Raw genomic sequence first — 23569 nt, forward strand, 5'->3', positions numbered from 1 at the left:
ACGATCCTATGAATAAATATCACGCCTTTCTTTTAATTACCATCCTATTGGGCACAGATTGCCAGACCCATGAACCCTCGACGTCCACCACGCTTTTTGTGGGCACCTATACCGAAAACGGTAGTGAGGGCATTTATAGCTATCATTTCGATTCCAATTCAGGGGAACTAACCCAAAAGCAACTGGCGGCCAAAATCGGAAATCCGTCTTTTGTAAAGGTTTCACCAGATAAGCAGTTTTTATATGCCGTCGAAGAAACCGATACCTATGAAAATTCAAGCGGGGGAGTCGTCGCTTTTCGTATCGATGGCGATAGCCTTGTAAAAATCAATGCAAACGCCACCGTAGGGGCACATCCCTGCCATATTGGACTATCTGAAGACGGTAAATTTCTAGCCGCATCCAGTTATACGGGCGGGAGTGTTTCAATTTTTAGGATTGGGACCAAGGGGGAGCTTTTACCAAATCCCCAATTTATCGACCACAGAGTTCTTGATACGACCAGTATATCACATGCCCATGCTGCTAAATTCACCCAAGATGGACTTTTTGTGGCCGATTTAGGATTGGATGCCGTATTGCGATATATGTTGAGGAATAACAAATGGGTGCCTTACGAACAACCCCCTTTGGCTATGGCCCCAAAAGCCGGACCCCGGCATTTTACCTTTGGGCAAGAGGGCGAATACCTCTATGTCATCAATGAATTGAATGCGACGATTACCGTATTGCAAAGAAATACGGATCGTTCCTATACCGAAGTTGAGACCCTATCAACCTTAGCCGAGGATTTTACAGGGGAGAGTTTTTGTGCGGACATCCATCTTTCGGGTGATGGACAATTTCTTTATGGCTCCAATCGAGGGGAGAATACCATCGTGATTTTCAGAGTGGATCAAAACACGGGTAAACTGAGTTTGGTGGGGAGGGAACCTGTAAAGGGCGATTGGCCCCGTAATTTTGCATTGGACCCCAGTGATAATTTTCTTTTGGTGGCCAACCAACGCAGCAACAATATCGTTGTGTTTAAACGGGACAAAACCGCAGGTACGCTACGTTTTCTTCATGAAGTGGCACTTCCAAGCCCAGTGTGTTTGGAGTTTTTGGAGTAGGGTATTGCATCTGGTTTCTATGTTGTAAACAAGCAACTTTTCGTCGAAAAAAAGAAAAACCTTGGTTTTTATATGGTATTCCTATATCGGTTTTTAAATAAAATCCTTGAAATTGAAAGGGCATTGTTAATTATTAAAAACCCGACCGTTATAAAAAACCGTATCCCTTTTAAGATTTTGACCCTAACGATGACCTTTTTACTGTTTACAATGGGTTGTCAAGAAGAAGAACTTCGCGACCTGATGTTAGAGACCGAACAGGTCGAAACCGTAGCCCAGGAAGAAGGACCTAAGGTAGATACTGTAATGGGAGAGGACATTCCCGACATCGTTGAAAGTATCGCCTCAAAAACCGCTACAACTTATAGTAAGGTCGCAGACCTTGAGGGAAAGATCCGGTTTAACAAGGCGATGATCAATATGCGCCATGCGCGGCGGGTAAAGAACAAGGACGGGGTAATCAACTATACCTTCGACCTCTACCCCGATGATGCCCCCGAGAATGCCTTTTATACCCTGATCGTCAGCAGGGCCAAGAACGGAACCTTGGACGAGCCCTATGTCATCGGTTATGAAATGACCGATGCCGATTTCGAGAATTTTATGGCCCATGATATGGATTTCCGGTATTTCAGGGCCGAACAACGATTCTACAATTTCGATAGTTTCTTTACCGACAGTAAGAACAACAGAGTGGGCAAATCGGGCGATTGTGGTGGTAGCACCATTGGCTCGGATGGTAGTGGCGGTGGAGGTCATATAGCCCCTGGGGAGACCTTCTCGTTCACTTATAACAGCACAATAGTGAATACTACCTTTGGTACCCGGCAAAATGCACATTTGTATAATTACCATATACTCATAGGAAATAGTGGGGCATCCGGTAGTACCCTCGCTGGCGCTCGTCTGTGACGAGTGCCGTACCAGATAAGAATATATAGGGTCATTACCAAAACCGAGGCTTTTAGTATTTTTAATATACCATGAGTAGAAAATACAAGTTCCATAATCCAACAGCGGCTTATTTTGTTTCGTTCGCTACCGTTTACTGGATCGATGTTTTTACACGGGAGATGTATCTCAAGGCTTTGGTAGATAGTATAAGGTATTGTAGAGCCCATAAGGGAATGGAACTCTTTGCCTAATGTTTTATGCCGAGCCACGTTCATTTTATCTTTCGGGATTCCAATGAAGACCCGTCAAGTTTATTGCGTGATTTCAAGGAACATACCGCTAAGAAAATATTGGAAGCCATTCAAAGTAATCCACAAGAAAGTAGAAAAGAATGGCTACTATTTATGTTTGAACGGGCAGGCAAGAAAAAAGGCAATATTTCAAAATATCAATTTTGGCAACATAACAACAAACCCATAGAGCTTTGGAGTGCTGGGGTAATAAAACAAAAATTGGATTATATCCATAATAATCCTGTGACCGCAGGTTTTGTTACCGAACCAACACAATGGAAATATAGTAGTGCAAGAAATATCGCTGGGCAAGATCCTGCCTTTGAAATCGATGACATTGGATTTTTGGGATGATGATTGTGTTTCCTACTCCTACTCCTAGCGTTGTGAGAGAAGCAACTAATTGTAAATAGATTATGAGTAGAATTTTAGTTATTTTTATTTTTCTTACTATTCAGAATCTTTCTATGGAAGAAATGCTAGGCAAAAATATCACTCAATTTAGTGATTCATTTGTTTTATTAGAAAATGATGATAAAGGAAACACGTATTTGTTAAAAGATATTGAGTGTGGTTTCTTGTCAAAGTCCATTGATATGATTATAGTTAAAACAGATACTAAAAATGTTATACTATCTGTATTGACAGATTTTAACAGAGTAATAGATAAGGAATTTTACGACGAAATGGTTGATAAATTTGGAGATCCAACCTATATCTATAGAGTAGCAGATAGTGAGCAAAAAGAGATAATTAACCATGAAAATGGCACTCAAATTACATCACAAAAGGGAAAATTGGAAAAGTGCAGGTTTGAGGACAAGCCATTATTTATTAGATGGCAAGAGAAGGATTATCAGATTGACCTCACTCTTTATCATAAGAAAGACGAGACACAATTGAACATTAGAAAAAAATCTAATGATTTCTAATTGTTGTAAGAGAAGAATTAATATTACTTCCCCACACACTAGCGCTCGTCTGTGACGAGTGCCGTACCAGATAAGAATATATAGGGTCATTACCAAAACCATGGCTTTTTGTATTTTTAATAAACCATGAGTAGAAAATACAAGTTCCATAATCCAACAGCGGCTTATTTTGTTTCGTTCGCTACCGTTTACTGGATCGATGTTTTTACACGGGAGATGTATCTCAAGGCTTTGGTAGATAGTATAAGGTATTGTAGAGCCCATAAGGGAATGGAACTCTTTGCCTAATGTTTTATGCCGAGCCACGTTCATTTTATCTTTCGGGATTCCAATGAAGACCCGTCAAGTTTATTGCGTGATTTCAAGGAACATACCGCTAAGAAAATATTGGAAGCCATTCAAAGTAATCCACAAGAAAGTAGAAAAGAATGGCTACTATTTATGTTTGAACGGGCAGGCAAGAAAAAAGGCAATATTTCAAAATATCAATTTTGGCAACATAACAACAAACCCATAGAGCTTTGGAGTGCTGGGGTAATAAAACAAAAATTGGATTATATCCATAATAATCCTGTGACCGCAGGTTTTGTTACCGAACCAACACAATGGAAATATAGTAGTGCAAGAAATATCGCTGGGCAAGATCCTGCCTTTGAAATCGATGCGATTGGATTTTTGGGATGATGATTGTGTTTCCTACTCCTAGCGTCATGGGCACCCGTCACAGACGTGCGCTAGCGGGGGAAATTGCTTTGCAGGACCAACTCGTCTCATGGGCACCCGTCTCAGACGGGCGCTAGCGGGGGAGAAATATAGTAGTGCAAGAAATATCGCTGGGCAAGATCCTGCCTTTGAAATCGATGACATTGGATTTTTGGGATGATGATTGTGTTTCTCATGGGCACCCGTCTCAGACGGGCGCTAGCGGGGGAGAAATATAGTAGTGCAAGAAATATCGCTGGGCAAGATCCTGCCTTTGAAATCGATGACATTGGATTTTTGGGATGATGATTGTGTTTCCTACTCCTAGCGTCATGGGCACCCGTCACAGACGGGCGCTAGCGGGGGAGTTTTTGGAGTAATATTATTGCTGGCATCTCGTTGAATTTTGGTAATAGTACTTTCTCATGGGCACCCGTCACAGACGGGCGCTAGCGGGGGGGCAATTATGTTACAACCTATATGCTGAACAATGATATTGGTTTTAAGTTATTGGATACCACCAGCGATGAAAAAAACCAGATTCTTATGTGGGATTTATTAAGATTGGAGAAACCTGAACTTAAGAATGTTACCATGCCCGTTGTTTTGGTCAACGGACAAATATCATACGACATTGAAAATCTTAAGAGATTTTCCCGTGATTTTTTAAAGCCATTTTCCGGTATTTGACCGTTTCATTTTTTTAAGGGAATGGTTTTATGGTTACTTTTAACCTTGACGAATCAGAACCTTTAAAAAATGAAAGACCTCTACGCTTGGGAGAGCTCAATACTGCTGGCCTTTTTCCTTTTTCTTACATCATCCTTGGCCCAAAGAAATAAAATTCGACCATGAAGGGCATGATACGAAGAAAAAGCATTTTGTCATTCTTGATAGTTTTGTGTTATCAATCTGCGGTTATCAATGCCCAAGTACCGGAACGACCTAATGTTATCATCATCATCACCGATGATCAAGGGTATGGCGATTTGGGGTATACCGGCAATCCGCATGTAAAAACCCCGAATATTGACAATTTTGCCAAGGAAAGCGTTCGTTTCACAAACTTTTATGTTTCCCCGGTCTGCGCCCCAACAAGGGCCAGTCTTATGACGGGGCGCTATTCGCTAAGAACCGGAATCCGGGATACCTACAACGGGGGCGCTATCATGGCCGCGAGTGAGGTGACCATTGCCGAAATGTTAAAACAGGCCGATTATAAAACAGGGATTTTTGGCAAATGGCATTTGGGCGATAATTATCCGTCCAGACCTATGGACCAAGGTTTTGATGAATCGCTCATTCATCTTTCCGGAGGTATGGGCCAAGTCGGGGACTTTACCACCTATTTTAAGGGAGACCGCAGTTATTTTGACCCTGTATTATGGCATAATGGTACACAAGAGGCCTACGAAGGCTACTGTAGTGATATTTTTGCCGACAAAGCCATTGAATTTATTGAAGAGAACCATCAACGGCCATTTTTCTGCTATTTGTCTTTCAACGCGCCCCATACGCCCCTACAGGTGCCTGACAGTTATTATCAGCGTTACAAAGCCATTGACCCTTCTTCAGGTTTTGATGGCGATTCAAGACCCTTTGTTGAAATGAATGAACAGGATAAGGAAGATGCACGAAAAGTGTATGCCATGGTATCGAATATTGATGACCATATTGGGAAATTGATGCTAAAGCTCGATGAGTTGAATATTTCCGATAATACGCTAGTCGTTTTTATGACCGACAATGGCCCGCAACAAGTCCGTTATATTGCCGGTATGCGAGGCAGAAAGGGTAGTGTCTATCGCGGGGGTGTTCGGGTGCCATTTTATTTGAGATATCCATCGAAATATAAAGGCAATAGGGATATTGAAACCACAACGGCCCATATAGACCTATTACCAACCCTTTCGGAGATTTGCAATGTAAAACCCCCGGCGAATAGAAACATAGATGGGAAGAATTTGGTTCCCCTTCTGAATGCTAAAAAAGTGGATTGGGAAAACAGGCCCCTGTTTTTTTATTGGACACGCCGCTATCCTGAATTATATCATAATATGGCCATACAAAAAGGACCCTTTAAATTGGTGGGCCAAACGGACTATAATGCGGCTATCTCGGAATTTGAACTGTTCAACATCGAAGAAGATCCTTATGAGGAGCATAATATGGTACACCAAAAAATAGATCAAGCCGTCTCCCTTAAAGTTGAATTGGACGAGTGGTACGACCAATTGATATCCGCCCCTAATATTTTGCATCCACCCCGAATCCAGATAGGTCATGAAAATGAAAATCCGATTTTCCTCAATAGAAATGATGCAGGTGGGGAAAGAGGAATATGGGCACAGGAAGAAATCTTTGGGAAATGGAGGGTCTCCATTGCAGAAGGAACATATCGCATTACATTTAGATTTGTTGAACCGATTCCCAAAGGGGGAATAATGTACCTTGAAACAGGGCCTAGAATTCATAAGGCCGGCAATAGCCTGGAAAATAGTGAAATTCTGGAAATGAAAAACATCCACCTTCCAGCCATGCATTGTGACTTGATTCCATTTTATGCCGTCGATGACAAGAAAATATTTCCCTTTTGGGTGAAGATGGAACGGATGGATGTCAGTAATAAATCCTAAATTTATCCCATGGACCAACTTTAAAAACTAGTTTAAGAAATGGAATACTACAATTACATAAAGGCATTACACCTGATTTTTATAGTTACATGGTTTGCTGGCCTATTTTATATTCCCCGCTTGTTCATTTATCATATTGAAGCCTCTGAAAAACCCTCTCCCGATAAGGAAATCCTAACTACCCAATTAAAATTAATGACCAAGCGCTTATGGAATATCATTACATGGCCTTCGGCTATTTTATCGACGATTTTTGCCATTTGGTTGGTGGTACTACAACCGATTTGGTTAACGGAAACCTGGATGCTCGTTAAATTGGGGTTTGTTGTGCTACTGATTATATACCATATGAAGAGCCATCAGATCTTTAAGCAATTGCAGCGCGATGAGATTAAATATACCTCTCGGTTTATGCGTATATGGAACGAGGGGGCCACCTTGATCTTATTTGCCGTGGTGTTTTTGGTCATTCTCAAAAGTACCTTTACCTGGATTTTCGGGGTGGTCGGCATCATCGTCTTGGGAATCCTACTCATGTTGGGCATCCGATTGTATAGACGTATTCAACAAAAAAATCCAAATGCATAGGTAGTTGACGCGCAAAGTGGGCCTTGGCTCATTCGACGTATGTAGATATTGCCATGTCAGCTGGATCGGACTGCCTTAGACTCCCTTAAAATGGCCTGATATTTGCTATCTTTAACCACAAATTCCAGGAACTTGTTCAAAAATCTATCACTCCGATCAAGAATTTTCTCAGCAATGATATTGTTGGTTCTCATTGCATCTATTTTGATTGCAGCTATTACGGTATATCAATATCGCGAACAGACTAGGGATTACCACGAAGATCGCTTGGAGCGTAAGGAAGAACAAATTAAACAGAGTATCAGATATACGCTTCAAAAAACCACTTATCCTGTAACTACTGAAAATTTGGGTTCGATATTTTTTGAAGAAATATATCATATTGCCGACGTTCAAAATGTAAATTTCAATATCTATGATCTTGAAGGTGAGTTGATCAAAAGCTCTAGGCCGAAATTTGAAGAAGATTCCATATCTAACTGTTTAGACGTGGAGGTTCTCAATAGGCTTGAAGCCAGTGCCGAAAAACGATATGTTGAAGAGAACTCCGCGGCAGGCGACAAATACCAAGCTTCATATACGTATATTAATGACAATAAGTTTAAACCTATTGGTATATTAAATTTGCCATATTACGAAGATCCTACCTTTAATGATATGGAACTTAAGGAATTCCTGGGACGATTAGCAGGGGTTTATTTGTTGATGCTACTCATCGCGATTGGTCTTGCCTACTTCATTTCAAAATATATAACGAGATCACTCGATGAAGTAACCGAGATGATGGGCAAAACCGATTTAACCAAACGCAACAAAAAAATATTTGTAAAGGAAACCAGTTCCGAAATCGGGAAATTGGTAAATGCCTATAACGCTATGATCGACGAACTGGAGCAAAGTGCGGTGAAATTGGCCCGTAGTGAGCGGGAACAGGCCTGGCGTGAAATGGCAAAACAAGTGGCACATGAGATCAAGAACCCTTTAACACCCATGCGATTGAGTGTCCAGAGTTTTCAACGCAAGTTCGATCCGACAGACCCGGACATAAAAAAGAAAGTAGAGGAGTATTCCAATACGCTGATCCAACAAATAGATACTATGAGCAGTATTGCCTCTGCATTCTCCAATTTTGCCAAAATGCCGGCCCAGCAGAATGAAACCCTGGATGTGGTAAAAATTGTTCGCTTGGCATTGGATATTTTTAACGAGCCTTACATTCACTTTATATGTGATGAAGAAGAGATTATCGCAAAATGGGATCGGACCCAATTGATCCGGGTGGTGACCAATTTGGTCAAGAACGCTACCCAGTCCATGATCGACCAGCCGAACCCTAGGGTATCGGTGACTGTGGCTTCTCAGGGTGAAAACGTGAAGATTTCGGTTGCCGATAATGGCATAGGTATTGCCGAGGATTTTACCGAAAAAATCTTCGAGCCAAAGTTTACTACCAAGTCCAGCGGTATGGGCCTCGGATTGGGGATGGTAAAGAATATTGTGGAAACCTTCAACGGAAGTATCGATTTTACCTCCCAACCAGGAAAAGGAACCGTATTTACCGTAATTTTCCCAAGAAATCAATCTACAGAGAACCAAAAGAAAAAATAACATATGGAATATGAGAACATATTGGTGACTTTTGAGGGTCCTTTGGCCCTGATCACCATAAATCGTCCCAACAAACTGAATGCCCTCAACAAGGATACCATCAAGGAATTACATAAGGCCCTTTCAGGTCTGGAAAAAGATAAAAAGGTAAACGTTATCATCATCACGGGCAGTGGGGAAAAAGCCTTTGTTGCAGGTGCCGATATTGCCGAATTCGCGAATTTTTCAGTAAAACAAGGAACGAAATTGGCGGCCAAAGGTCAGGAACTGCTTTTTGACTTTATCGAGAACCTGTCCAAACCGGTAATCGCGGCCATCAATGGCTTTGCATTGGGTGGAGGACTCGAATTGGCCATGGCCTGTCATTTTAGGGTGGCCAGTGAAAATGCCAAAATGGGCCTTCCCGAAGTGTCCTTGGGGGTCATACCAGGGTATGGGGGAACCCAACGCTTGCCTCTATTAGTGGGTAAAGGCAGGGCCATGGAAATGATTATGACCGCTGGAATGATCGATGCCCCCAGGGCATTGGACTATGGGTTGGTCAACTATGTAGTGCCACAAGAGGAATTGTTGGCGCTTTGTACCCAATTGGCAAACAAAATATCGAATAATTCTCCCGTTGCCATCCGTTACGCAATAAAAGCAATAAATGATTGTTTTAACAGTAGTGAAAATGGATATGACACGGAGATCAAGGGTTTTGGCAAGTGCTTTGGAACTGCTGATTTCAAGGAAGGTACCAATGCATTTTTAGAAAAGCGAAAAGCCCGATTCCCCGGTGAATGAATATCCCTAAAAAATCTTACCAATGAATTTTCGAAAATATACCCCCTTGTTTTGCTTCCTTATGGTTTCCTGTATGGTGTTGGCACAGGATATTCCTCTTGATTTTTCAATAGGGGAAAAATATAACGACAGGTATAAATATTCGAATCTTTTGACCATTTCCAACGATGGTACAGGGGGTACTTTTCTGGTCCGCTCTTATTATACCGGGGTAATCCTAAGGCCTAAGGGCTATTTGATAGAGCATTATGACGCTAATATGCAATTGATCAATGAGTATAATTATAAGCTCAAAAATTCGAATTTGGTCGACGGCTATGTAGCCAACGGGCAGATTTATCTTATATTTTTGGATTATGACTATGATGCCTTTGCGTATGAATATTCAGTGCATCGCAGTCCTCTTTCGGGGATGAACTTCACTAGGGAATCCTTGTTGACCATCCCATCACAAGAGGTGTCCGAACCCTTGGATAAAAACTATTACAACCGTAATTTTTCTTCCGGCTTTACCACTTCTGTTTTATTCAACGACAAGAAGAATGCCTTTGTGATCAGCACCCATTTTAAAAAGGGAAAGACCAATAAGCATTTTATCTACCTATTCAACGCAGGTTTGCAAAAAGTTGTGGAACATGATTTCTCCGCCGAGGTAGAAGAAAAGAACTATGCCTTTGAGAACGTTGCCTTTTCTACCGATTTACAAGAGGCCTATATTGTGGGTAAGGCCTATTTTAAGAAAAAAAGATTTCAGGTATCAGAACGAAAATTCCAATATGAATTGATCAAAGTATCCCAAAATGGTGCTTGGACACAGACTTTTGATGGACCAGGAAAATTCTCGGAGGCCCTGACCCCCATTATCAATAAAAACGAATTGTTATGCGTGGGGTTCTATTCGAATAGAAAGGACAATAGATATAATGGGTTGGCCTATTTCAATATAAACCCTACTACCTTAGCCATAAACTCGAGAAAATACAGTCCTTTTTCCGAGCAGTTTATGATGGATAAGTTTGGGCGGGATGAGGATAAGGTGATCAAGGATCTGGTGTTCAAAAATGTGAATGTGGCCCATGATGGTTCGATCCATTTTAATGCCGAAGAGTATTTTGTAACCTCAAGTGTACAAGCAAATTCAAGTGGTGGTCGCCTTAAGGTAACCAGATACCACCATAACGATATCGTCAGTGCCAAACTTAGTGCGGATGGCGACATGTTATGGACTAGGAACATAAACAAGGCCGAGGTAACCCAAGGCGATGGCGCCTATGCTTCCTATAGTTCGTATACCAAAGACGGCAATACGTACTTCTTTATAAGTACAGCCGCCGAAAATCCTCAAGTATTGCCAGGTGACCGATTATTGTTCAGACAAGGGTTGAGTCGAAACAGAAATGTTTTTGTCATCAAATTGGATGCCGATGGTCACTTAAGTTATAAAAAGTTGATCGACGACAAGGATGCCCGCCTTCCCTTAATGGTCTCCACGCCCTTACTAAATAAAAGGGAAAACCAAATTGTGTTCTACGCCAAAAGGGGAAGTAAAAAGCAACTGGTTAAAGTTTCCCTTAATTAACCCAAAGGTCATTGCTGCAATACGCAGAAATCACATCCTTCTTTTTAACATTGAAAACATACGAGATTAGGATATATTCCATATTTTTGGAATAAATCCTATATTGAAAAATTCAGAATATCGTAAAGGAAGAGGGGCACAAAAATATGTTGCCAATAAATTTATGCAATATATGCATGAATCCCGGGACGATTTCCTTGAATTTTGCAGGGTGGAAGGGGAAGAGGCCCATAGGAGCAGAACCAACTACATTCCGATTTTTCCAAAGACCATAGTCAATAAAGTGACCAGCCCTGACGTGGGCATGAAATATTCGTTAAACCCCTATCAAGGTTGTGAACACGGATGCATTTATTGCTATGCTAGAAATACCCATGAGTATTGGGGCTATGGGGCAGGATTGGATTTTGAACAGATTATTCTGGTCAAAAAAGAGGCCCCCAACCTTTTGGAGGAGAAATTGAAATCCAAAAATTGGCAAGCCGAAACCATCGTGCTTTCCGGAAATACGGATTGTTATCAACCTGCGGAAAAGAAATTCGGAATCACTAGGGAGTGTTTAAAGGTGTTCTTAAACTACAGACATCCCGTAGGGATTATCACTAAAAATGCTTTGGTGCTGCGCGATTTGGACATTCTTAAAGAACTGGCCAAAGACCACTTGATAGCGGTGAATGTATCTATCACCTCGCTTTCAGAGGAAACCCGAAGGATTTTGGAACCACGGACTGCGTCCATTAAGAAACGGCTGGAAACTATTAGGCTACTGGCAGACAATGGTATTCCGGTCAATGCGATGTTGGCACCGATCATCCCAGGTATCAACAGTCATGAAATCATGGATATGGCCAAGGCCGTGGCTGATCATGGAGCCTTGTCTTTCGGGTATACCGTAGTACGTCTCAATGGGGCCATAGGTGCTATTTTTACTGATTGGATATATAAGTCGTTACCCCATAAGGCAGATAAGGTCCTCTCCCAGATCAGGTCCTGTCATGGGGGAACTTTGAACGATAGTCGTTTTGGCATCCGCAGTAAGGGGGAAGGTAAGATTGCCCAGCACATTCACGATTTGTTACGATTGGCCAGACATACCTATTTTAAGGATAAGGAACTGCCCAAATTGAACAAATCGCTCCATGCAACCTATAAAAATGGTCAAATGAAATTGTTTTAAGAGAATAGACCTAATTCGCACTAGGGTTGGATGGCGGAAAAGTTGCTGATTTCTTAAGATTGTCCGTTCCATTCCTTGTAAAACTGCTTTAAAAAACCGAGCATATAGGCATGTCGTTCCTCGGCCATTTTCTTACCGGTGGGTGTATTCATTTGGTCTTTGAGCAATAGCAGTTTTTCGTAGAAGTGATTAATAGTGGGTGCTTTCGATGTTTTATATTCCTCCTTGGTCAAATTTAAATTAGGGGCAATGTCCGGATTGTACATTTCCCGATTTTTAAACCCCCCATAATTAAAGGCACGCGCAATTCCGATGGCCCCCATGGCATCGAGCCGGTCTGCATCCTGGACGATTTGCAGTTCCTTGGAATCGAACTTGGGTTGCCCATTATTAGACAGGCTATTTTTAAATGAAATATTGTTGATGATATGTACCACATGCGCAATGACGTCCTGACCAACGCCAAGCGAGTCTAAAAACCGTTTCGCAATCCTGGGCCCTACGGATTCATCCCCGTTATGGAATTTGGCATCGGCAATGTCGTGCAATAAGGCACCTAATGAGACTACGAGAAGATCTACATCCTCCCCTCGGGCAATCTGTTCCGCATTCGAATACACCCTTTGAATATGGAACCAATCATGCCCTCCCTCGGCTTCTTTTAAAGTCTCCTTTACAAAAGCAATGGTCTCTACTACGATTTCGGAGTCTTTCATTGGGGAGGATGTATACCGGATTTTACCCTTGCTTCGACAAGGGCAAACACCTCATCAAAATTACCATTGTTTTCAATAGGTTCTTGTACATCAAAGGTAATATGATTCCCTATGCCATAAGGGAATTTGCCATAACGAAGCAATTTCCATGAATTATTTATACTGAGCGGTACAATTAATGCCGAAGGGGCATGTTTTATTAAAACTTTGAGTCCTGTGGGTTGAAACCTTTTAGGGTGCCCATCCCTACTGCGGGTACCTTCCGGGAAAATTACCGCACTACGTTTATGTTTTTCAATATACTTGCCTAGTTTGGCAATTTGGACCAAGGCTTGTTTACTATCCTTTCGATTGATCAATACAGAACCCCCATGCCTTAGGTTATAGGAAACACTGGGAATGCCTTTTCCCAACTCGATCTTACTAACGAATTTTGGATGATGTGCCCGCATAAACCATATGATAGGGGGAATATCGTTCATACTCTGATGGTTCGATACAATAATCAAAGGACGGTCGGTCGGTAATCGATGTGGATTATTGAACTTGTAAGTAGTTCCTAAAAAGTGCGTACAGCGTATTAAACATAAATTAAGCAGACTTACACTTGCCTTATGCGCGTTATACCCGAAAAGGGTAAAGCAAATCCATTGAATGGGGTGAAACACGACCAGGGCGATTCCAAAAAAGAGGAAGTAAATTACGGTAAGCGGATATGCCAAGATTTTTTGCATGTCACAAAAATAAAAAACCGCTCTTTTCAAAGCGGTTTTTTAGTGGTCTTTTTTATGAAGGACTAACAGAACTCATTATAGGCTTCGGTCAAATTCTCCGCGATGATTTCTGCAGGGCGACCTTCGATATGATGCCTTTCTATCATGTGAACCAATTCCCCATCCTTGAACAAGCCTATACTTGGCGATGAAGGAGGAAATGGAATCATAAGATTACGCGCCGCATTCACGGCTTCGGTATCAACACCCGCAAAAACCGTAACAAGATGATCGGGCTTCTTATCGTTCATTAAACTCATTTTGGCAGCAGGTCTTGCATTTGCAGCCGCACAACCACAAACTGAATTTACAACCACCAATGTCGTACCTTCTTTCTTAAGGGCGTTTTCGACCGCATCGGCCGTAAACAATTCTTCGAACCCGGCCTTCGCCAAGTCATCTCTCATAGGTTTTACCAATTCTGCTGGATACATATTTTGTTTTTTATCGATTTATAAAAGTCGTCAAAGATAACCAATTTGTCGTACTACACATGATTACTTAACTTTTCATTACCACTTGTTTTGCTATGTAATATCCTATCTTTGGCAAAAATTAAGTTGTACTATGATTAAATGGTTAGCGGCCATAGTCGGTTTTGCCATTAGGGGTTTTGCTGGAGCGATTATAGGATTTTTATTCGGCAGTTTTATCGATAGTCTTAGTGGTGGTGGTCGGTCTAGTACGGTTTTTAGGGACATGACCCGGTCCCAGGTTTCCCCGGCCGATTTTGAATTGAACCTACTCTCGCTCTGTTCCATTGTTATAAAATCGGATGGTTCTGTAAGCCAACGGGAATTGGATTATGTACGCCAATATTTTGTTGCTACTTATGGCAAGGAAAAGGCCAATGCCATTTTTAGGACCTTTAACGAGATCAATAAAAAACATGAAATCTCCGCAGAACGTATTTGTACGTATCTAAACCAAAGAACCCGTTATGAAGTGAGGTTGCAATTATTGCATTTCTTGTTTGGTATTGCCCAAGCCGATGGGGCGATACGACCTCCCGAAATCAACAAAATAAGAGAGATAGCCCGATATTTAAGGGTGGCCCTACGTGATTTTGAAAGTATCATGGCCATGTTCATAAAGTCTGGCGACAATGCCTATAAAATTTTGGAAATCGATAAAACGGCAACCGAAGATGAGATTAAGAAGGCCTATAGGACCATGGCAAAAAAATATCATCCGGATCGGGTGAATACAGAGAATGAAGCCATAAAAAAAGGGGCCGAAGAGAAGTTCAAGGAGGTTCAAAAGGCCTATGAACAAATACAACAGGAAAGGGGAATGGTATAGTATGCCGCTATATGTTGTCAAAGTTAAATCATCCTCTCTATAGTTATGGAACATACCAAAGACAAAGAAACCAATAGCAAGGACTAAATGGAAAATATCTGGTTTTATATCAAATTGGGGCTTAATCATGTGTTGGACCTTTCGGCCTATGACCATATTCTGTTTTTGGTCGCATTGAGTGTGCCATTTACTTTTAGAAGCTGGAAGAAATTACTGGTGTTGGTCTCAATATTCACCTTTACACATTGTCTTTCCTTGGGGTTGTCGGTTTATGGGATAGCGGTTGTGGACACTGCATTGATAGAATTTTTCATCCCGATTACTATCCTATTTACGGCACTTCTCAATTTGGTCTTTGTTTTATTCAAACCCGAAAGCACTACCGATGAAAGTGCCATCTTTGGATTTGTACTTTCTATTTTATTTACCTCTTTCTTTGGTCTGATCCATGGTTTTGGGTTCAGCAATTATTTTAAGATGCTCATGTCGGGGGAAGAAGAAAAATTGTCCCCCTTGTTAGGTTTTGCCACGGGTATTGAATTATCACAACTTATTATTGTATTGGCCGTACTTGCCCTTGCTTATGTCTTGCTGTCGAAATTTAACGTAAAACAGGACCATTTTATCAAAATTGCCTCAATATTGATCATACTCATCACAATACCCTTGCTCATTGCTACGTTTCCTTGGTAGGTTAATGTTAATTTTGTCCTATAGTATTGTCAGGCTTTTATAAAGCGGGTATCTTAGTCCCCCTATAAAGAATGGGTTGTTATAGTTGATATGAAGAAATCCAAACAAGAAAAATATGATAGGGCCTATTTGAGAATGGCCCAGGAATGGGGTAAATTATCATATTGCCAACGCAAACAGGTGGGGGCGATAGTGGTAAAAGATCGTATGATCATCTCTGATGGCTATAATGGTACCCCAACGGGTTTTGAGAATATTTGTGAAGACGAGGAAGGATATACAAAATGGTATGTGCTTCATGCAGAGGCCAATGCCATTTCCAAAGTAGCTTCCTCCACCCAGTCCTGTGAAGGGGCTACCCTTTACATTACCCTCTCCCCTTGTAGGGAATGCAGTAAGTTGATCCATCAATCTGGCATAAAACGTGTAGTATATAAAATTGGATACAAAGACACCTCGGGATTGGAATTTTTGGAAAAAGCGGGGGTTGAATTGGTTCATATGCCTATCATCGAGGAATCGATGGTATAAATATTATAAATTTTGAAAAAAAATTACGGTTACATATTACCCACGATTATTGCAGCAGCCTTGGCGATAGGTGTTTTCGTTGGTGGAAAACTTCATTTTAATGATTCGCCCGAAAGACTGTTCACTACAAATTCGAAAAAGGACAAGCTCAACCGGTTGATAGACTATATCGATTATGAATATGTTGATGATATCGACACGGACAGTATCGTCGATGTTACGGTGAACAATATTCTTGAGAAATTGGACCCCCATTCCGTTTACATCCCCAAACGTGAAATGAATCAGGTTTCAGAGAACATGAAGGGGGATTTTGTAGGCATCGGGATAAATTTTTACCCCTATAGGGATACCATATCCGTTATACGCACAATAGCCAATGGCCCGAGTTTTTTAAAAGGCATTTTACCCGGTGACCGTATTCTGATGGCAGACAATGACACCTTGTTCGGCAAGAACATGGCCAACGATAATATCGTTAAAAAGTTAAAGGGGGAAAAAGGATCCTATGTTGAGCTTACCGTGTATCGTAAAAGTGAGAACAAGACCTTCAAGGTCATGGTCAGAAGGGATATAGTTCCTATCAAAAGCGTCGAGTCTTATTATATGATGACCCCAAAAATGGGATATATAAAAGTGAATCGATTTGCGGAATCCACATTTCGTGAATTCAAGGAAGCCCTGAAAGAGCTAAGGAAACAAGGAGCAGAAAAACTTACCTTGGATTTAAGGGATAACCCCGGGGGCTATCTAGGTATAGCGGAGCAGATGGCCGATGAGTTTTTGGAAGACGGTAAATTAATCCTCTATACCAAGAACAAAAAAGGAAGAATAGACAAGATTTTTGCCACCGATAAAGGCAGTTTTGAAGATAAGCCCATCTATGTATTGATCAATGAACGTTCCGCATCGGCCAGTGAGATAATCGCTGGCGCCCTACAGGATAACGATATCGGAACCATTGTGGGTCGCCGTTCTTTTGGGAAAGGCCTTGTGCAGCGCGAAATGGATTTAGGGGATGGTTCTGCCGTTCGCTTAACGGTTTCAAGATATTATACCCCAACCGGACGAAGCATACAGCGCACCTATGAAAATGGCAATAAGGATTATTATAAGAGATTTACCGATAGATATCATAATGGTGAGTTGGTCTCTGTAGATAGTATTAAAGTGGCAGACTCCCTAAAGTTTACCACGCCTAAAGGCCGTGTTGTGTATGGTGGCGGAGGTATTATCCCGGACGTATTCGTGCCCATAGGTTCCAATGAGGAAGAGGCGGTCGAAAGTATGGATAGTCTAGGTTTTCTATCGTTCTTTGTTTTCGAATATTTAGATGAAGATCGCAACCGATTTGCCGATATTTCCGAAGAGGAATTTATAAACGACTATAGGGTAGATGACATTCTCTTTGAGCGGTTTGTTGATTATTCGGTCAACCGGGGTCTGAAAATGGATTTCTACGATTTTGAGGATCCGCTTAAACGCTATATAAAAGCGGCCTTGGCCGAACAATTGTTCGGGGCAAACACCCATGCCAAAATAAAAGGTTCGGTAGATGCCATGCTCAAAAAGGTTTTGGAATTGAACCAACCCACAATAAGGCAAGCTGAAGCCGATGAAATCGAGGCCACCAATTAATCCTCGTCGATCTTCTTTTGTATTTTTTTGGAGGTCAGGAAAATCAACAACAATATTATAGCACAGAGTGCGGCCAAAATGCCAATAAGCGCTATGACACTATTCCCTTTAAAAGGGTTATTGAAATCTATAAAGGTTACATTGTAACCTATAAGCACGATAGCCAAAACAATTAATATGACGGTAATATTTTTGCCCATTTTTTAAAATAATGCATAAATGTTGGCAGTGAAAAGCTTTACCGCAATGGCCAATAAGACTACCCCGAATACTTTTCGAATAACACTGATCCCGTTTTTGCCAAGAAATCTTTCAATACGCTTCGATGATTTTAAAACGAGATAAACAAAGATAATGTTTATGACTATGGCCACAATAATATTTTCAACCTCAAATTCCGCCCTGAGCGATAACAATGAGGTCATAGTTCCCGCACCGGCTATTAAGGGGAAGGCAATGGGCACGATAGAGGCGCTTTCGGGGGCATCATCCCGGTACAAGGTAATACCCAAGATCATTTCTATGGCGAGGAAAAAGATAATAAAAGAACCCGCAACGGCAAATGAATACACATCGATACCGATCAAATTCAGGATTTCCTTGCCCACAAAAAGAAAGGCGATCATGATCAAGCCTGCCACAACCGAGGCTTTGCCCGATTGAATATGGCCAACCTTATTGCGGAGGCCAATGATAATAGGGATGCTACCTATAATATCGATTACTGCAAAAAGCACCATGCCCGAGGTGGCGATTTCCTTTATGTTTAAATGCAATTCCATAATGCCCGTTTTTTAAACAATTGGCAAATCTACGTTAAGTAGTTAGAAATTAAGGATTCTTTGGTGGATTTTTATGGATTTTAATCTAAGGGCAAAACCCTATCTTTGAACGCAAAAATAAAGGGTATGTTCCAACTGGGTAAAACCATAGTGTCCGAGGAAATTATAGAGAACGATTTTGTCTGCAATCTTACGGCTTGCAAAGGGGGCTGTTGCGTAGACGGCAATGCCGGGGCTCCCATTGAGGATGGGGAAACGGAAATCCTCGTTGATATTTACAACGATGTAAAACCTTTTCTTCGCCCAGAGGGTATTGCGGCCATTGAAGAACAAGGTGCTTTTGTAAAAGGTGAAGATGGCGAATGGGAAACGACCTTAGTGAACAACAGTGAATGCGCATATGTCATTTTTACCGATAACCAAATCGCCAAATGTGGTATCGAAGAAGCGTATAACCAAGGCGCCATCTCCTGGAAAAAGCCGATATCATGCCATTTGTACCCTGTACGTGTCAAGGAATATACCAAGTTTACCGGCGTTAATTACCACAAATGGCACATTTGCAATCCGGCATGTGAACTAGGGGAAAGCTTGAAAGTGCCCGTATATAAGTTTGTGAAAGAAGCCTTGATACGAAAATTCGGGGAAGACTGGTATGCCGAATTGGAACAAATCGCCGCCCAACATACTGGGGCTTGAAAACAGGCTCTAAATCGTAGGTAGGTGTAAAACTACCCTGGTCCCCGTCGCATTTTTATCCTCGTCGAACAAATCAATAATGGTGACATCAAAAGTATTCTGATAATCCCTGGCAAAATTGGCGAGTCGCTCTTTGGTAATCTCCAAACCAACGGATTTCCGTTTTAACACCTTGCTCTCTTTTATGATTTCCGCGGCATCCCTGCCAACGCCATTGTCGGTGATACTGATGTCTATAAAATTTTTATTCCCTTTGCTAATATGTAGATCGATGTTTTTTTCGCCCTCTTTTGAGGAGAGTCCATGCCAAATGGCATTTTCCAAAAAAGGTTGAAGGATCAATGATGGAATTTTTATGGTATGGATATCGATATCGTCGTCAATGGAGATCTTGAAGTTAATCTCATTAGAAAAACGGATGTTTTCGATATTCATGTACAGCTCAACGGTTTCGAGTTCTTCGGCCAATGAAATCTCTTTCAAAGAAGAGGCCTCTAGGATTTTTCGAACCAATTTGGAAAACTTATTCAAGTAATGTACCGCATTCTTTTTGTCGTTATTAATAATGTACAACTTAATGCTATTCAATGAGTTGAACAAAAAATGGGGGTTCATTTGACTACGAAGCATCGCCTGCTCTAAAGTCAACAGCTTCTTATCGTTCTTAAGTTGGTATTGCCTATAAAGAATGTAAAAAACACCTGTTAAAAATATCAGGGCCAAACCACCGATCAACAACCTCGTTTGGTTTTTTCGAAGTTTTAATTTTACGATTTCGTAATCTTTATTGATTATCGCTATTTCATTGTTCTTCTTTTCAATATTGTAACGACTTATCATATCGCCAACATATCGCAAGTTGCGTTCGTTAACCGTTTTCTCTTCAAATTCCTGGGCCAGTTTGTAACGGGCCAATGCTTCCTTATGATCGCCTTGTTTTTCGGCCAGCGATGACAAATAGGAATTTGCAAGTGATATATTGGTGGGAAGATTGTACTCTTCTGCGATGGCAAGGCCTTTCTCAAGATTCTCTTTTGCCTTTGCCGGGTTCTCCTTCAGCATGTATGCCCGTCCAAGATTCAAATAAATTCCTGAGGTAAGGTATTTGTCCCCTAACTCTTGGGAAGCGTGCAGGGCAGGTTCCAATATATCCAAGGCATCGTCCAATTTCCGCTGTAGAATATAAACATGTGCGATACTGTTTTTGCAGATTACCTTCCCCATATCGCTGTTGATCTCTTCGTTATAGGCCAATGACGTTCTATAGCTATTGAGCGCATCTTCCAATTTGCCCTGCATTTCCTGGCATTCACCAATGTTTTGGTGGTTGATGGCAAGGCCTAACGTATTGCCCAATTCCGCTTCGAGTTCCAAAGATCTTCGAAATTGTTCTATGGCCAAATCATATTGTTCAAGGGTTTGGTAAATATTCCCTATACCATTCAAGGAAACATTGATGCTCCTTTTTAGTCCCTCCGAAGGATTTTTCACGGTTTCGGCAAGGGCAAGGGCTTCTTGATTATAATCCAAGGCCGATTTTATGGCATCCCTTCTTCGATGTACCACACTGAGCATATTCAAACTATAGACCTTGAATTCCAAATTATCACCTTTGTTGGCAGCCTCCAAAGCCTCCTGATGTAGTCGAATGGCCTGTGAAAATCGTGAAAAGCCCCTATACCTTCTGCCTAATTGATTAAGGGCGTACGCTTGTCCGCTATAATAATTTTGGGCAACAGCTTCTTTGGCAAAGTATCGCATCAAGGTAGTGTCCTTTCTCGAAGGTCGTACAGCCGCATCGATCTCTGCATAGGTCCTTGGGCGGACTTTAATAAGGCTGTCAATGGTTGCTTTAAAGGAATCTGTTATGTTTTGGGCAATCCCTAGTTGGGAGCAAAGGAAAAAACAGAAAAATACGTATTTCCATTTACCCATAGAAATTGGTCCGAGATTCGTAAAAAAGAAGTTTTGGAAGAACATTAAAGCTTTTATATCATATCCAGAAAATCTGATTTTTTTTGTCTGGAGACCGGAATTTTATGGTTTGAGCTTAGAATCACATACCCATCTGTCTTTAAGAACTCCTTTATTTTATGGAGATTAATGATGTATGAATTGTGGATCCTGAAAAAAGAATCGTCTGGTAATAGCTCGTTCACCTCCTTTAATTTTTTGGTCAACAATATTTTTTGGCCATCCGCAAGAAATATCGTGCTATAATTCCCGTCAGATTCGGCGTAAAGGATTTCATCACTTTCCAAAAAGAGCAATTTGCCATCGGTATTGAACGTGATTTTTTTATGATGCGTATTGGCATTGAAATTCAGGAGTATACGCTCCAAGCGTTCGGACGTATAATTTTTTGCATTGAATTTTTTGATTTTCACGATCGTCTCCTTAAGATCGTCGGTGTCAATGGGTTTTAGGAGATAATCAATAGCCTCATTTTTAAGCGCTTTTATCGCATATTGGTTGTATGCCGTTGTAATTACGACCGGAAAATTCTTGTTGGTCAACTTTTGTATAAATTGAAAACCATCCATTGTGGGCATTTCTATGTCCAGGAAAAGACAATCGGGGGTGTTTTTATTCAGATACTCCAAAGCTTCAAAAGGGTCTGTAAAGGAGGCACTTACTTTAATTTCCTTGCTAAAGTTAGTTAGCTCCCAAGAAAGACTCTGGAGCGCTTTTATTTCGTCATCAACAATAATAGCTTCTAGCATAATGAAAAGTCGTATAGTAATATACTCAAATTTAAAATTAAGTTGGGAGTATTCAACCGTTTTTGTGTCAATGGAAGTGATTTAAGTGTGATTGGTGGTTATTCAATTAAATACAGCATGGCAGCGTTTCAAGCTTAATAGGTGTTGTATTTTCCTACAAATACCCTTGTGACGGGGCTGGTGAATTTTCTGATTGCCAATTATACATATTTTAACACCATTTATACATAATGTTATTAGCGAGTTAAATGCATCCAATAAATTAGTGCCATTAATTTTTGTTTTTGTTTCCCCCACATATCAATGTTTCAATGAACTGATAGGAATAAAAAACAGACCCATGAAAAAATGTATACTAATGTTCGCCTTATTGATAGCGGCGCTCATTGTTGCCGTATGGATGGAAAAAGACAGGAAAATTACGACCAATCCCGATGTGCTCATTAGCGAGAACCATGTTAAGAGTCCGTCTTTCGATTTACATGCAACTTCGGAGTAAACCGGTTATTCAAATAGATAAAAAGCCCTAATGATGAATCACGACATCCTCAAATCTTACAAAATCGGATTTTGGTTCCTGATTCCGTTGTTTTTTATTACAAACTCGGATTTAGAACCAATAGCCAAGGCCAAGAAGACCCAAGATGTTTTAGCAATGCGCGCCAATGGGGCATTTCAGGAACTGTTGGATGGCAGGGTTACCTTTGAAACCAGCAAGGGTATTGCGGACGAAGGCACGCCTTATGCTTCTATATCCTTGAAATTTGAGTCAGAAGAGCAAAACCAGGAACAGCTTATGGGGTTTTATATTAAAAAACAGGACAATGCCAAGGAATTCACTATAGGTGAGTACGAGTTATCAAAACACATCAAGGGGTTTCTGAACAATTTTGATGGGGTCTTTGGGTATGCCGATATCGAGTCATTGGGCGATAAACCGTTGTTCGCCAAAAAGGGCAAATTGGTCATTACCCAAATAGATGCCGATAACATAAGAGGATATTTGAATGTACGTTTCAATGATAATGACAATAACGGTAATGCATTATTTGTCAAGGGTAATTTTCACGCCGTGAGCTATAGCGGGAAATGATACAAAGTATCGATGTATAGAATTTATCGTATAAATTATGTATTTTTAAACATAACTATGATTAAAACACTAGACCAAATAGTAGAAAGTATATGATTAAATAAAATAACTGCCAATCAAAAAGGTACGGCTCAATAGGGTATGTCGATTACAAACATACGACTGTTATAGCAACAGCCTAACTGATGAGAACTGCATTTTGACCTTATGTCAATTACTTGATTTAAGCGTTGCTTGATTATGGGTTTCGGGGGAACTACCTAGATCAGCGCAAGATGTAGTCAAATTGATTTTGATTTATCAGAGGGCCGT

Annotated in this window: 24 protein-coding genes and 2 pseudogenes; 19 read left to right on the forward strand and 7 right to left on the reverse strand. The window is 40.9% G+C overall.

Features of this window, described 5'->3' with window-relative positions:
• The first annotated feature begins 8 nt into the window (after nt 1–8).
• The 12 genes and pseudogenes from HPE63_RS07160 to HPE63_RS07215 all read left to right on the forward strand — a co-directional run bounded on the left by HPE63_RS07160 (nt 9) and on the right by HPE63_RS07215 (nt 12307).
• Complete coding sequence (locus HPE63_RS07160; RefSeq protein ID WP_188313571.1) at nt 9–1112, forward strand: lactonase family protein; 1104 nt, start codon at nt 9–11, stop codon at nt 1110–1112.
• 189 nt (nt 1113–1301) lie between these two features.
• Nucleotides 1302–2024: a hypothetical protein gene (locus tag HPE63_RS07165; RefSeq protein WP_188313572.1), complete on the forward strand. Its 723-nt coding sequence runs from the start codon at nt 1302–1304 to the stop codon at nt 2022–2024.
• 71 nt (nt 2025–2095) lie between these two features.
• Nucleotides 2096–2653: pseudogene (locus tag HPE63_RS07170) on the forward strand (REP-associated tyrosine transposase).
• A 62-nt stretch (nt 2654–2715) separates the two neighbouring features.
• Nucleotides 2716–3231 carry a hypothetical protein gene (locus tag HPE63_RS07175; protein WP_188313573.1) on the forward strand — a complete coding sequence of 172 codons (516 nt, stop codon included), beginning with the start codon at nt 2716–2718 and terminating at the stop codon, nt 3229–3231.
• Between the two features lie 126 nt (nt 3232–3357).
• Nucleotides 3358–3915, forward strand: a pseudogene (locus HPE63_RS07180) (REP-associated tyrosine transposase).
• Nucleotides 3916–4413: 498 nt separating this feature from the next.
• Complete coding sequence (locus tag HPE63_RS07185) at nt 4414–4623, forward strand: hypothetical protein (protein WP_188313574.1); 210 nt, start codon at nt 4414–4416, stop codon at nt 4621–4623.
• A 170-nt stretch (nt 4624–4793) separates the two neighbouring features.
• The gene (locus HPE63_RS07190; protein WP_223198078.1) at nt 4794–6569 is read left to right on the forward strand and encodes an arylsulfatase; all 1776 of its coding nucleotides are present in this window, start codon (nt 4794–4796) and stop codon (nt 6567–6569) included.
• Nucleotides 6570–6608: 39 nt separating this feature from the next.
• Complete coding sequence (locus HPE63_RS07195) at nt 6609–7157, forward strand: CopD family protein (RefSeq protein WP_188313576.1); 549 nt, start codon at nt 6609–6611, stop codon at nt 7155–7157.
• A 174-nt stretch (nt 7158–7331) separates the two neighbouring features.
• A complete protein-coding gene (locus HPE63_RS07200; protein WP_188313577.1) occupies nt 7332–8765 on the forward strand; it encodes a sensor histidine kinase in 1434 nt (477 codons plus the stop codon).
• Between the two features lie 3 nt (nt 8766–8768).
• On the forward strand, nt 8769–9551 hold the full coding sequence (locus tag HPE63_RS07205; RefSeq protein WP_188313578.1) for an enoyl-CoA hydratase/isomerase family protein: 783 nt from the start codon (nt 8769–8771) through the stop codon (nt 9549–9551).
• Between the two features lie 22 nt (nt 9552–9573).
• Complete coding sequence (locus tag HPE63_RS07210) at nt 9574–11130, forward strand: hypothetical protein (protein ID WP_223198079.1); 1557 nt, start codon at nt 9574–9576, stop codon at nt 11128–11130.
• Nucleotides 11131–11233: 103 nt separating this feature from the next.
• Entirely contained in the window at nt 11234–12307 is a 1074-nt protein-coding gene (locus HPE63_RS07215) for a PA0069 family radical SAM protein (RefSeq protein ID WP_188313579.1), read from the forward strand.
• 53 nt (nt 12308–12360) lie between these two features.
• Here the strand turns inward: HPE63_RS07215 and HPE63_RS07220 are convergent, their stop codons facing one another.
• From HPE63_RS07220 to HPE63_RS07230, 3 genes are all read right to left on the reverse strand, one after another.
• Nucleotides 12361–13023 carry an HD domain-containing protein gene (locus tag HPE63_RS07220; protein WP_188313580.1) on the reverse strand — a complete coding sequence of 221 codons (663 nt, stop codon included), beginning with the start codon at nt 13021–13023 and terminating at the stop codon, nt 12361–12363.
• The gene (locus HPE63_RS07225) at nt 13020–13757 is read right to left on the reverse strand and encodes a lysophospholipid acyltransferase family protein (protein WP_188313581.1); all 738 of its coding nucleotides are present in this window, start codon (nt 13755–13757) and stop codon (nt 13020–13022) included. The genes HPE63_RS07220 and HPE63_RS07225 overlap by 4 nt, the downstream gene beginning before the upstream one ends.
• A 62-nt stretch (nt 13758–13819) precedes the next feature.
• On the reverse strand, nt 13820–14230 hold the full coding sequence (locus HPE63_RS07230) for a BrxA/BrxB family bacilliredoxin (protein WP_188313582.1): 411 nt from the start codon (nt 14228–14230) through the stop codon (nt 13820–13822).
• A 133-nt stretch (nt 14231–14363) separates the two neighbouring features.
• Between HPE63_RS07230 and HPE63_RS07235 the strand changes: the two genes are divergently transcribed.
• The 4 genes from HPE63_RS07235 (at nt 14364) to HPE63_RS07250 (ending at nt 17960) form a co-directional block, all read left to right on the forward strand.
• Nucleotides 14364–15098 (forward strand): TerB family tellurite resistance protein, encoded by a 735-nt coding sequence (locus tag HPE63_RS07235; protein WP_188313583.1) that lies wholly within the window; start codon nt 14364–14366, stop codon nt 15096–15098.
• A gap of 87 nt (nt 15099–15185) precedes the next feature.
• Nucleotides 15186–15791: a HupE/UreJ family protein gene (locus HPE63_RS07240; RefSeq protein ID WP_188313584.1), complete on the forward strand. Its 606-nt coding sequence runs from the start codon at nt 15186–15188 to the stop codon at nt 15789–15791.
• A 90-nt stretch (nt 15792–15881) separates the two neighbouring features.
• Nucleotides 15882–16322 (forward strand): deoxycytidylate deaminase, encoded by a 441-nt coding sequence (locus HPE63_RS07245; RefSeq protein ID WP_188313585.1) that lies wholly within the window; start codon nt 15882–15884, stop codon nt 16320–16322.
• A 12-nt stretch (nt 16323–16334) separates the two neighbouring features.
• Nucleotides 16335–17960, forward strand: coding sequence for a S41 family peptidase (locus HPE63_RS07250; protein WP_188313586.1), 1626 nt, complete (start codon nt 16335–16337; stop codon nt 17958–17960).
• Here HPE63_RS07250 and HPE63_RS07255 read toward each other — a convergent pair.
• Complete coding sequence (locus tag HPE63_RS07255; protein WP_188313587.1) at nt 17957–18160, reverse strand: hypothetical protein; 204 nt, start codon at nt 18158–18160, stop codon at nt 17957–17959. The genes HPE63_RS07250 and HPE63_RS07255 overlap by 4 nt on opposite strands.
• 3 nt (nt 18161–18163) lie before the next feature.
• Nucleotides 18164–18742, reverse strand: coding sequence for a MarC family protein (locus HPE63_RS07260; protein ID WP_188313588.1), 579 nt, complete (start codon nt 18740–18742; stop codon nt 18164–18166).
• A gap of 126 nt (nt 18743–18868) precedes the next feature.
• Between HPE63_RS07260 and HPE63_RS07265 the strand changes: the two genes are divergently transcribed.
• On the forward strand, nt 18869–19441 hold the full coding sequence (locus HPE63_RS07265) for a DUF3109 family protein (RefSeq protein ID WP_188313759.1): 573 nt from the start codon (nt 18869–18871) through the stop codon (nt 19439–19441).
• A 9-nt stretch (nt 19442–19450) separates the two neighbouring features.
• On the opposite strand, the gene HPE63_RS07270 is transcribed toward HPE63_RS07265, so the two are convergent.
• Both HPE63_RS07270 and HPE63_RS07275 read right to left on the reverse strand, forming a co-directional pair.
• Nucleotides 19451–21421, reverse strand: a complete 1971-nt coding sequence (locus HPE63_RS07270; protein ID WP_223198080.1) for a tetratricopeptide repeat protein — start codon at nt 21419–21421, stop codon at nt 19451–19453.
• 8 nt (nt 21422–21429) lie between these two features.
• Entirely contained in the window at nt 21430–22164 is a 735-nt protein-coding gene (locus tag HPE63_RS07275) for a LytR/AlgR family response regulator transcription factor (RefSeq protein WP_188313589.1), read from the reverse strand.
• 340 nt (nt 22165–22504) lie between these two features.
• Here HPE63_RS07275 and HPE63_RS07280 point away from each other — a divergent pair, with 340 nt between their 5' ends.
• A complete protein-coding gene (locus HPE63_RS07280) occupies nt 22505–22663 on the forward strand; it encodes a hypothetical protein (protein ID WP_188313590.1) in 159 nt (52 codons plus the stop codon).
• A gap of 30 nt (nt 22664–22693) precedes the next feature.
• Nucleotides 22694–23257: a hypothetical protein gene (locus tag HPE63_RS07285; protein WP_188313591.1), complete on the forward strand. Its 564-nt coding sequence runs from the start codon at nt 22694–22696 to the stop codon at nt 23255–23257.
• Nucleotides 23258–23569: the final 312 nt, after the last annotated feature.

Source organism: Maribacter arenosus, from assembly GCF_014610845.1.
In the GTDB taxonomy this organism is placed as follows: domain Bacteria; phylum Bacteroidota; class Bacteroidia; order Flavobacteriales; family Flavobacteriaceae; genus Maribacter_A; species Maribacter_A arenosus.

Bases quoted from the DNA above. Each gene is read 5' to 3' on its own strand.
- HPE63_RS07160 (WP_188313571.1), top strand. From the start codon at position 9: ATGAATAAATATCACGCCTTTCTTTTAATTACCATCCTATTGGGCACA.
- HPE63_RS07165 (WP_188313572.1), top strand. From the start codon at position 1,302: ATGACCTTTTTACTGTTTACAATGGGTTGTCAAGAAGAAGAACTTCGC.
- HPE63_RS07175 (WP_188313573.1), top strand. From the start codon at position 2,716: ATGAGTAGAATTTTAGTTATTTTTATTTTTCTTACTATTCAGAATCTT.
- HPE63_RS07185 (WP_188313574.1), top strand. From the start codon at position 4,414: ATGCTGAACAATGATATTGGTTTTAAGTTATTGGATACCACCAGCGAT.
- HPE63_RS07190 (WP_223198078.1), top strand. From the start codon at position 4,794: ATGATACGAAGAAAAAGCATTTTGTCATTCTTGATAGTTTTGTGTTAT.
- HPE63_RS07195 (WP_188313576.1), top strand. From the start codon at position 6,609: ATGGAATACTACAATTACATAAAGGCATTACACCTGATTTTTATAGTT.
- HPE63_RS07200 (WP_188313577.1), top strand. From the start codon at position 7,332: ATGATATTGTTGGTTCTCATTGCATCTATTTTGATTGCAGCTATTACG.
- HPE63_RS07205 (WP_188313578.1), top strand. From the start codon at position 8,769: ATGGAATATGAGAACATATTGGTGACTTTTGAGGGTCCTTTGGCCCTG.
- HPE63_RS07210 (WP_223198079.1), top strand. From the start codon at position 9,574: ATGAATTTTCGAAAATATACCCCCTTGTTTTGCTTCCTTATGGTTTCC.
- HPE63_RS07220 (WP_188313580.1), bottom strand. From the start codon at position 13,023: ATGAAAGACTCCGAAATCGTAGTAGAGACCATTGCTTTTGTAAAGGAG.
- HPE63_RS07225 (WP_188313581.1), bottom strand. From the start codon at position 13,757: ATGCAAAAAATCTTGGCATATCCGCTTACCGTAATTTACTTCCTCTTT.
- HPE63_RS07230 (WP_188313582.1), bottom strand. From the start codon at position 14,230: ATGTATCCAGCAGAATTGGTAAAACCTATGAGAGATGACTTGGCGAAG.
- HPE63_RS07235 (WP_188313583.1), top strand. From the start codon at position 14,364: ATGATTAAATGGTTAGCGGCCATAGTCGGTTTTGCCATTAGGGGTTTT.
- HPE63_RS07240 (WP_188313584.1), top strand. From the start codon at position 15,186: ATGGAAAATATCTGGTTTTATATCAAATTGGGGCTTAATCATGTGTTG.
- HPE63_RS07245 (WP_188313585.1), top strand. From the start codon at position 15,882: ATGAAGAAATCCAAACAAGAAAAATATGATAGGGCCTATTTGAGAATG.
- HPE63_RS07255 (WP_188313587.1), bottom strand. From the start codon at position 18,160: ATGGGCAAAAATATTACCGTCATATTAATTGTTTTGGCTATCGTGCTT.
- HPE63_RS07260 (WP_188313588.1), bottom strand. From the start codon at position 18,742: ATGGAATTGCATTTAAACATAAAGGAAATCGCCACCTCGGGCATGGTG.
- HPE63_RS07265 (WP_188313759.1), top strand. From the start codon at position 18,869: ATGTTCCAACTGGGTAAAACCATAGTGTCCGAGGAAATTATAGAGAAC.
- HPE63_RS07270 (WP_223198080.1), bottom strand. From the start codon at position 21,421: ATGTTCTTCCAAAACTTCTTTTTTACGAATCTCGGACCAATTTCTATG.
- HPE63_RS07275 (WP_188313589.1), bottom strand. From the start codon at position 22,164: ATGCTAGAAGCTATTATTGTTGATGACGAAATAAAAGCGCTCCAGAGT.
- HPE63_RS07280 (WP_188313590.1), top strand. From the start codon at position 22,505: ATGAAAAAATGTATACTAATGTTCGCCTTATTGATAGCGGCGCTCATT.
- HPE63_RS07285 (WP_188313591.1), top strand. From the start codon at position 22,694: ATGATGAATCACGACATCCTCAAATCTTACAAAATCGGATTTTGGTTC.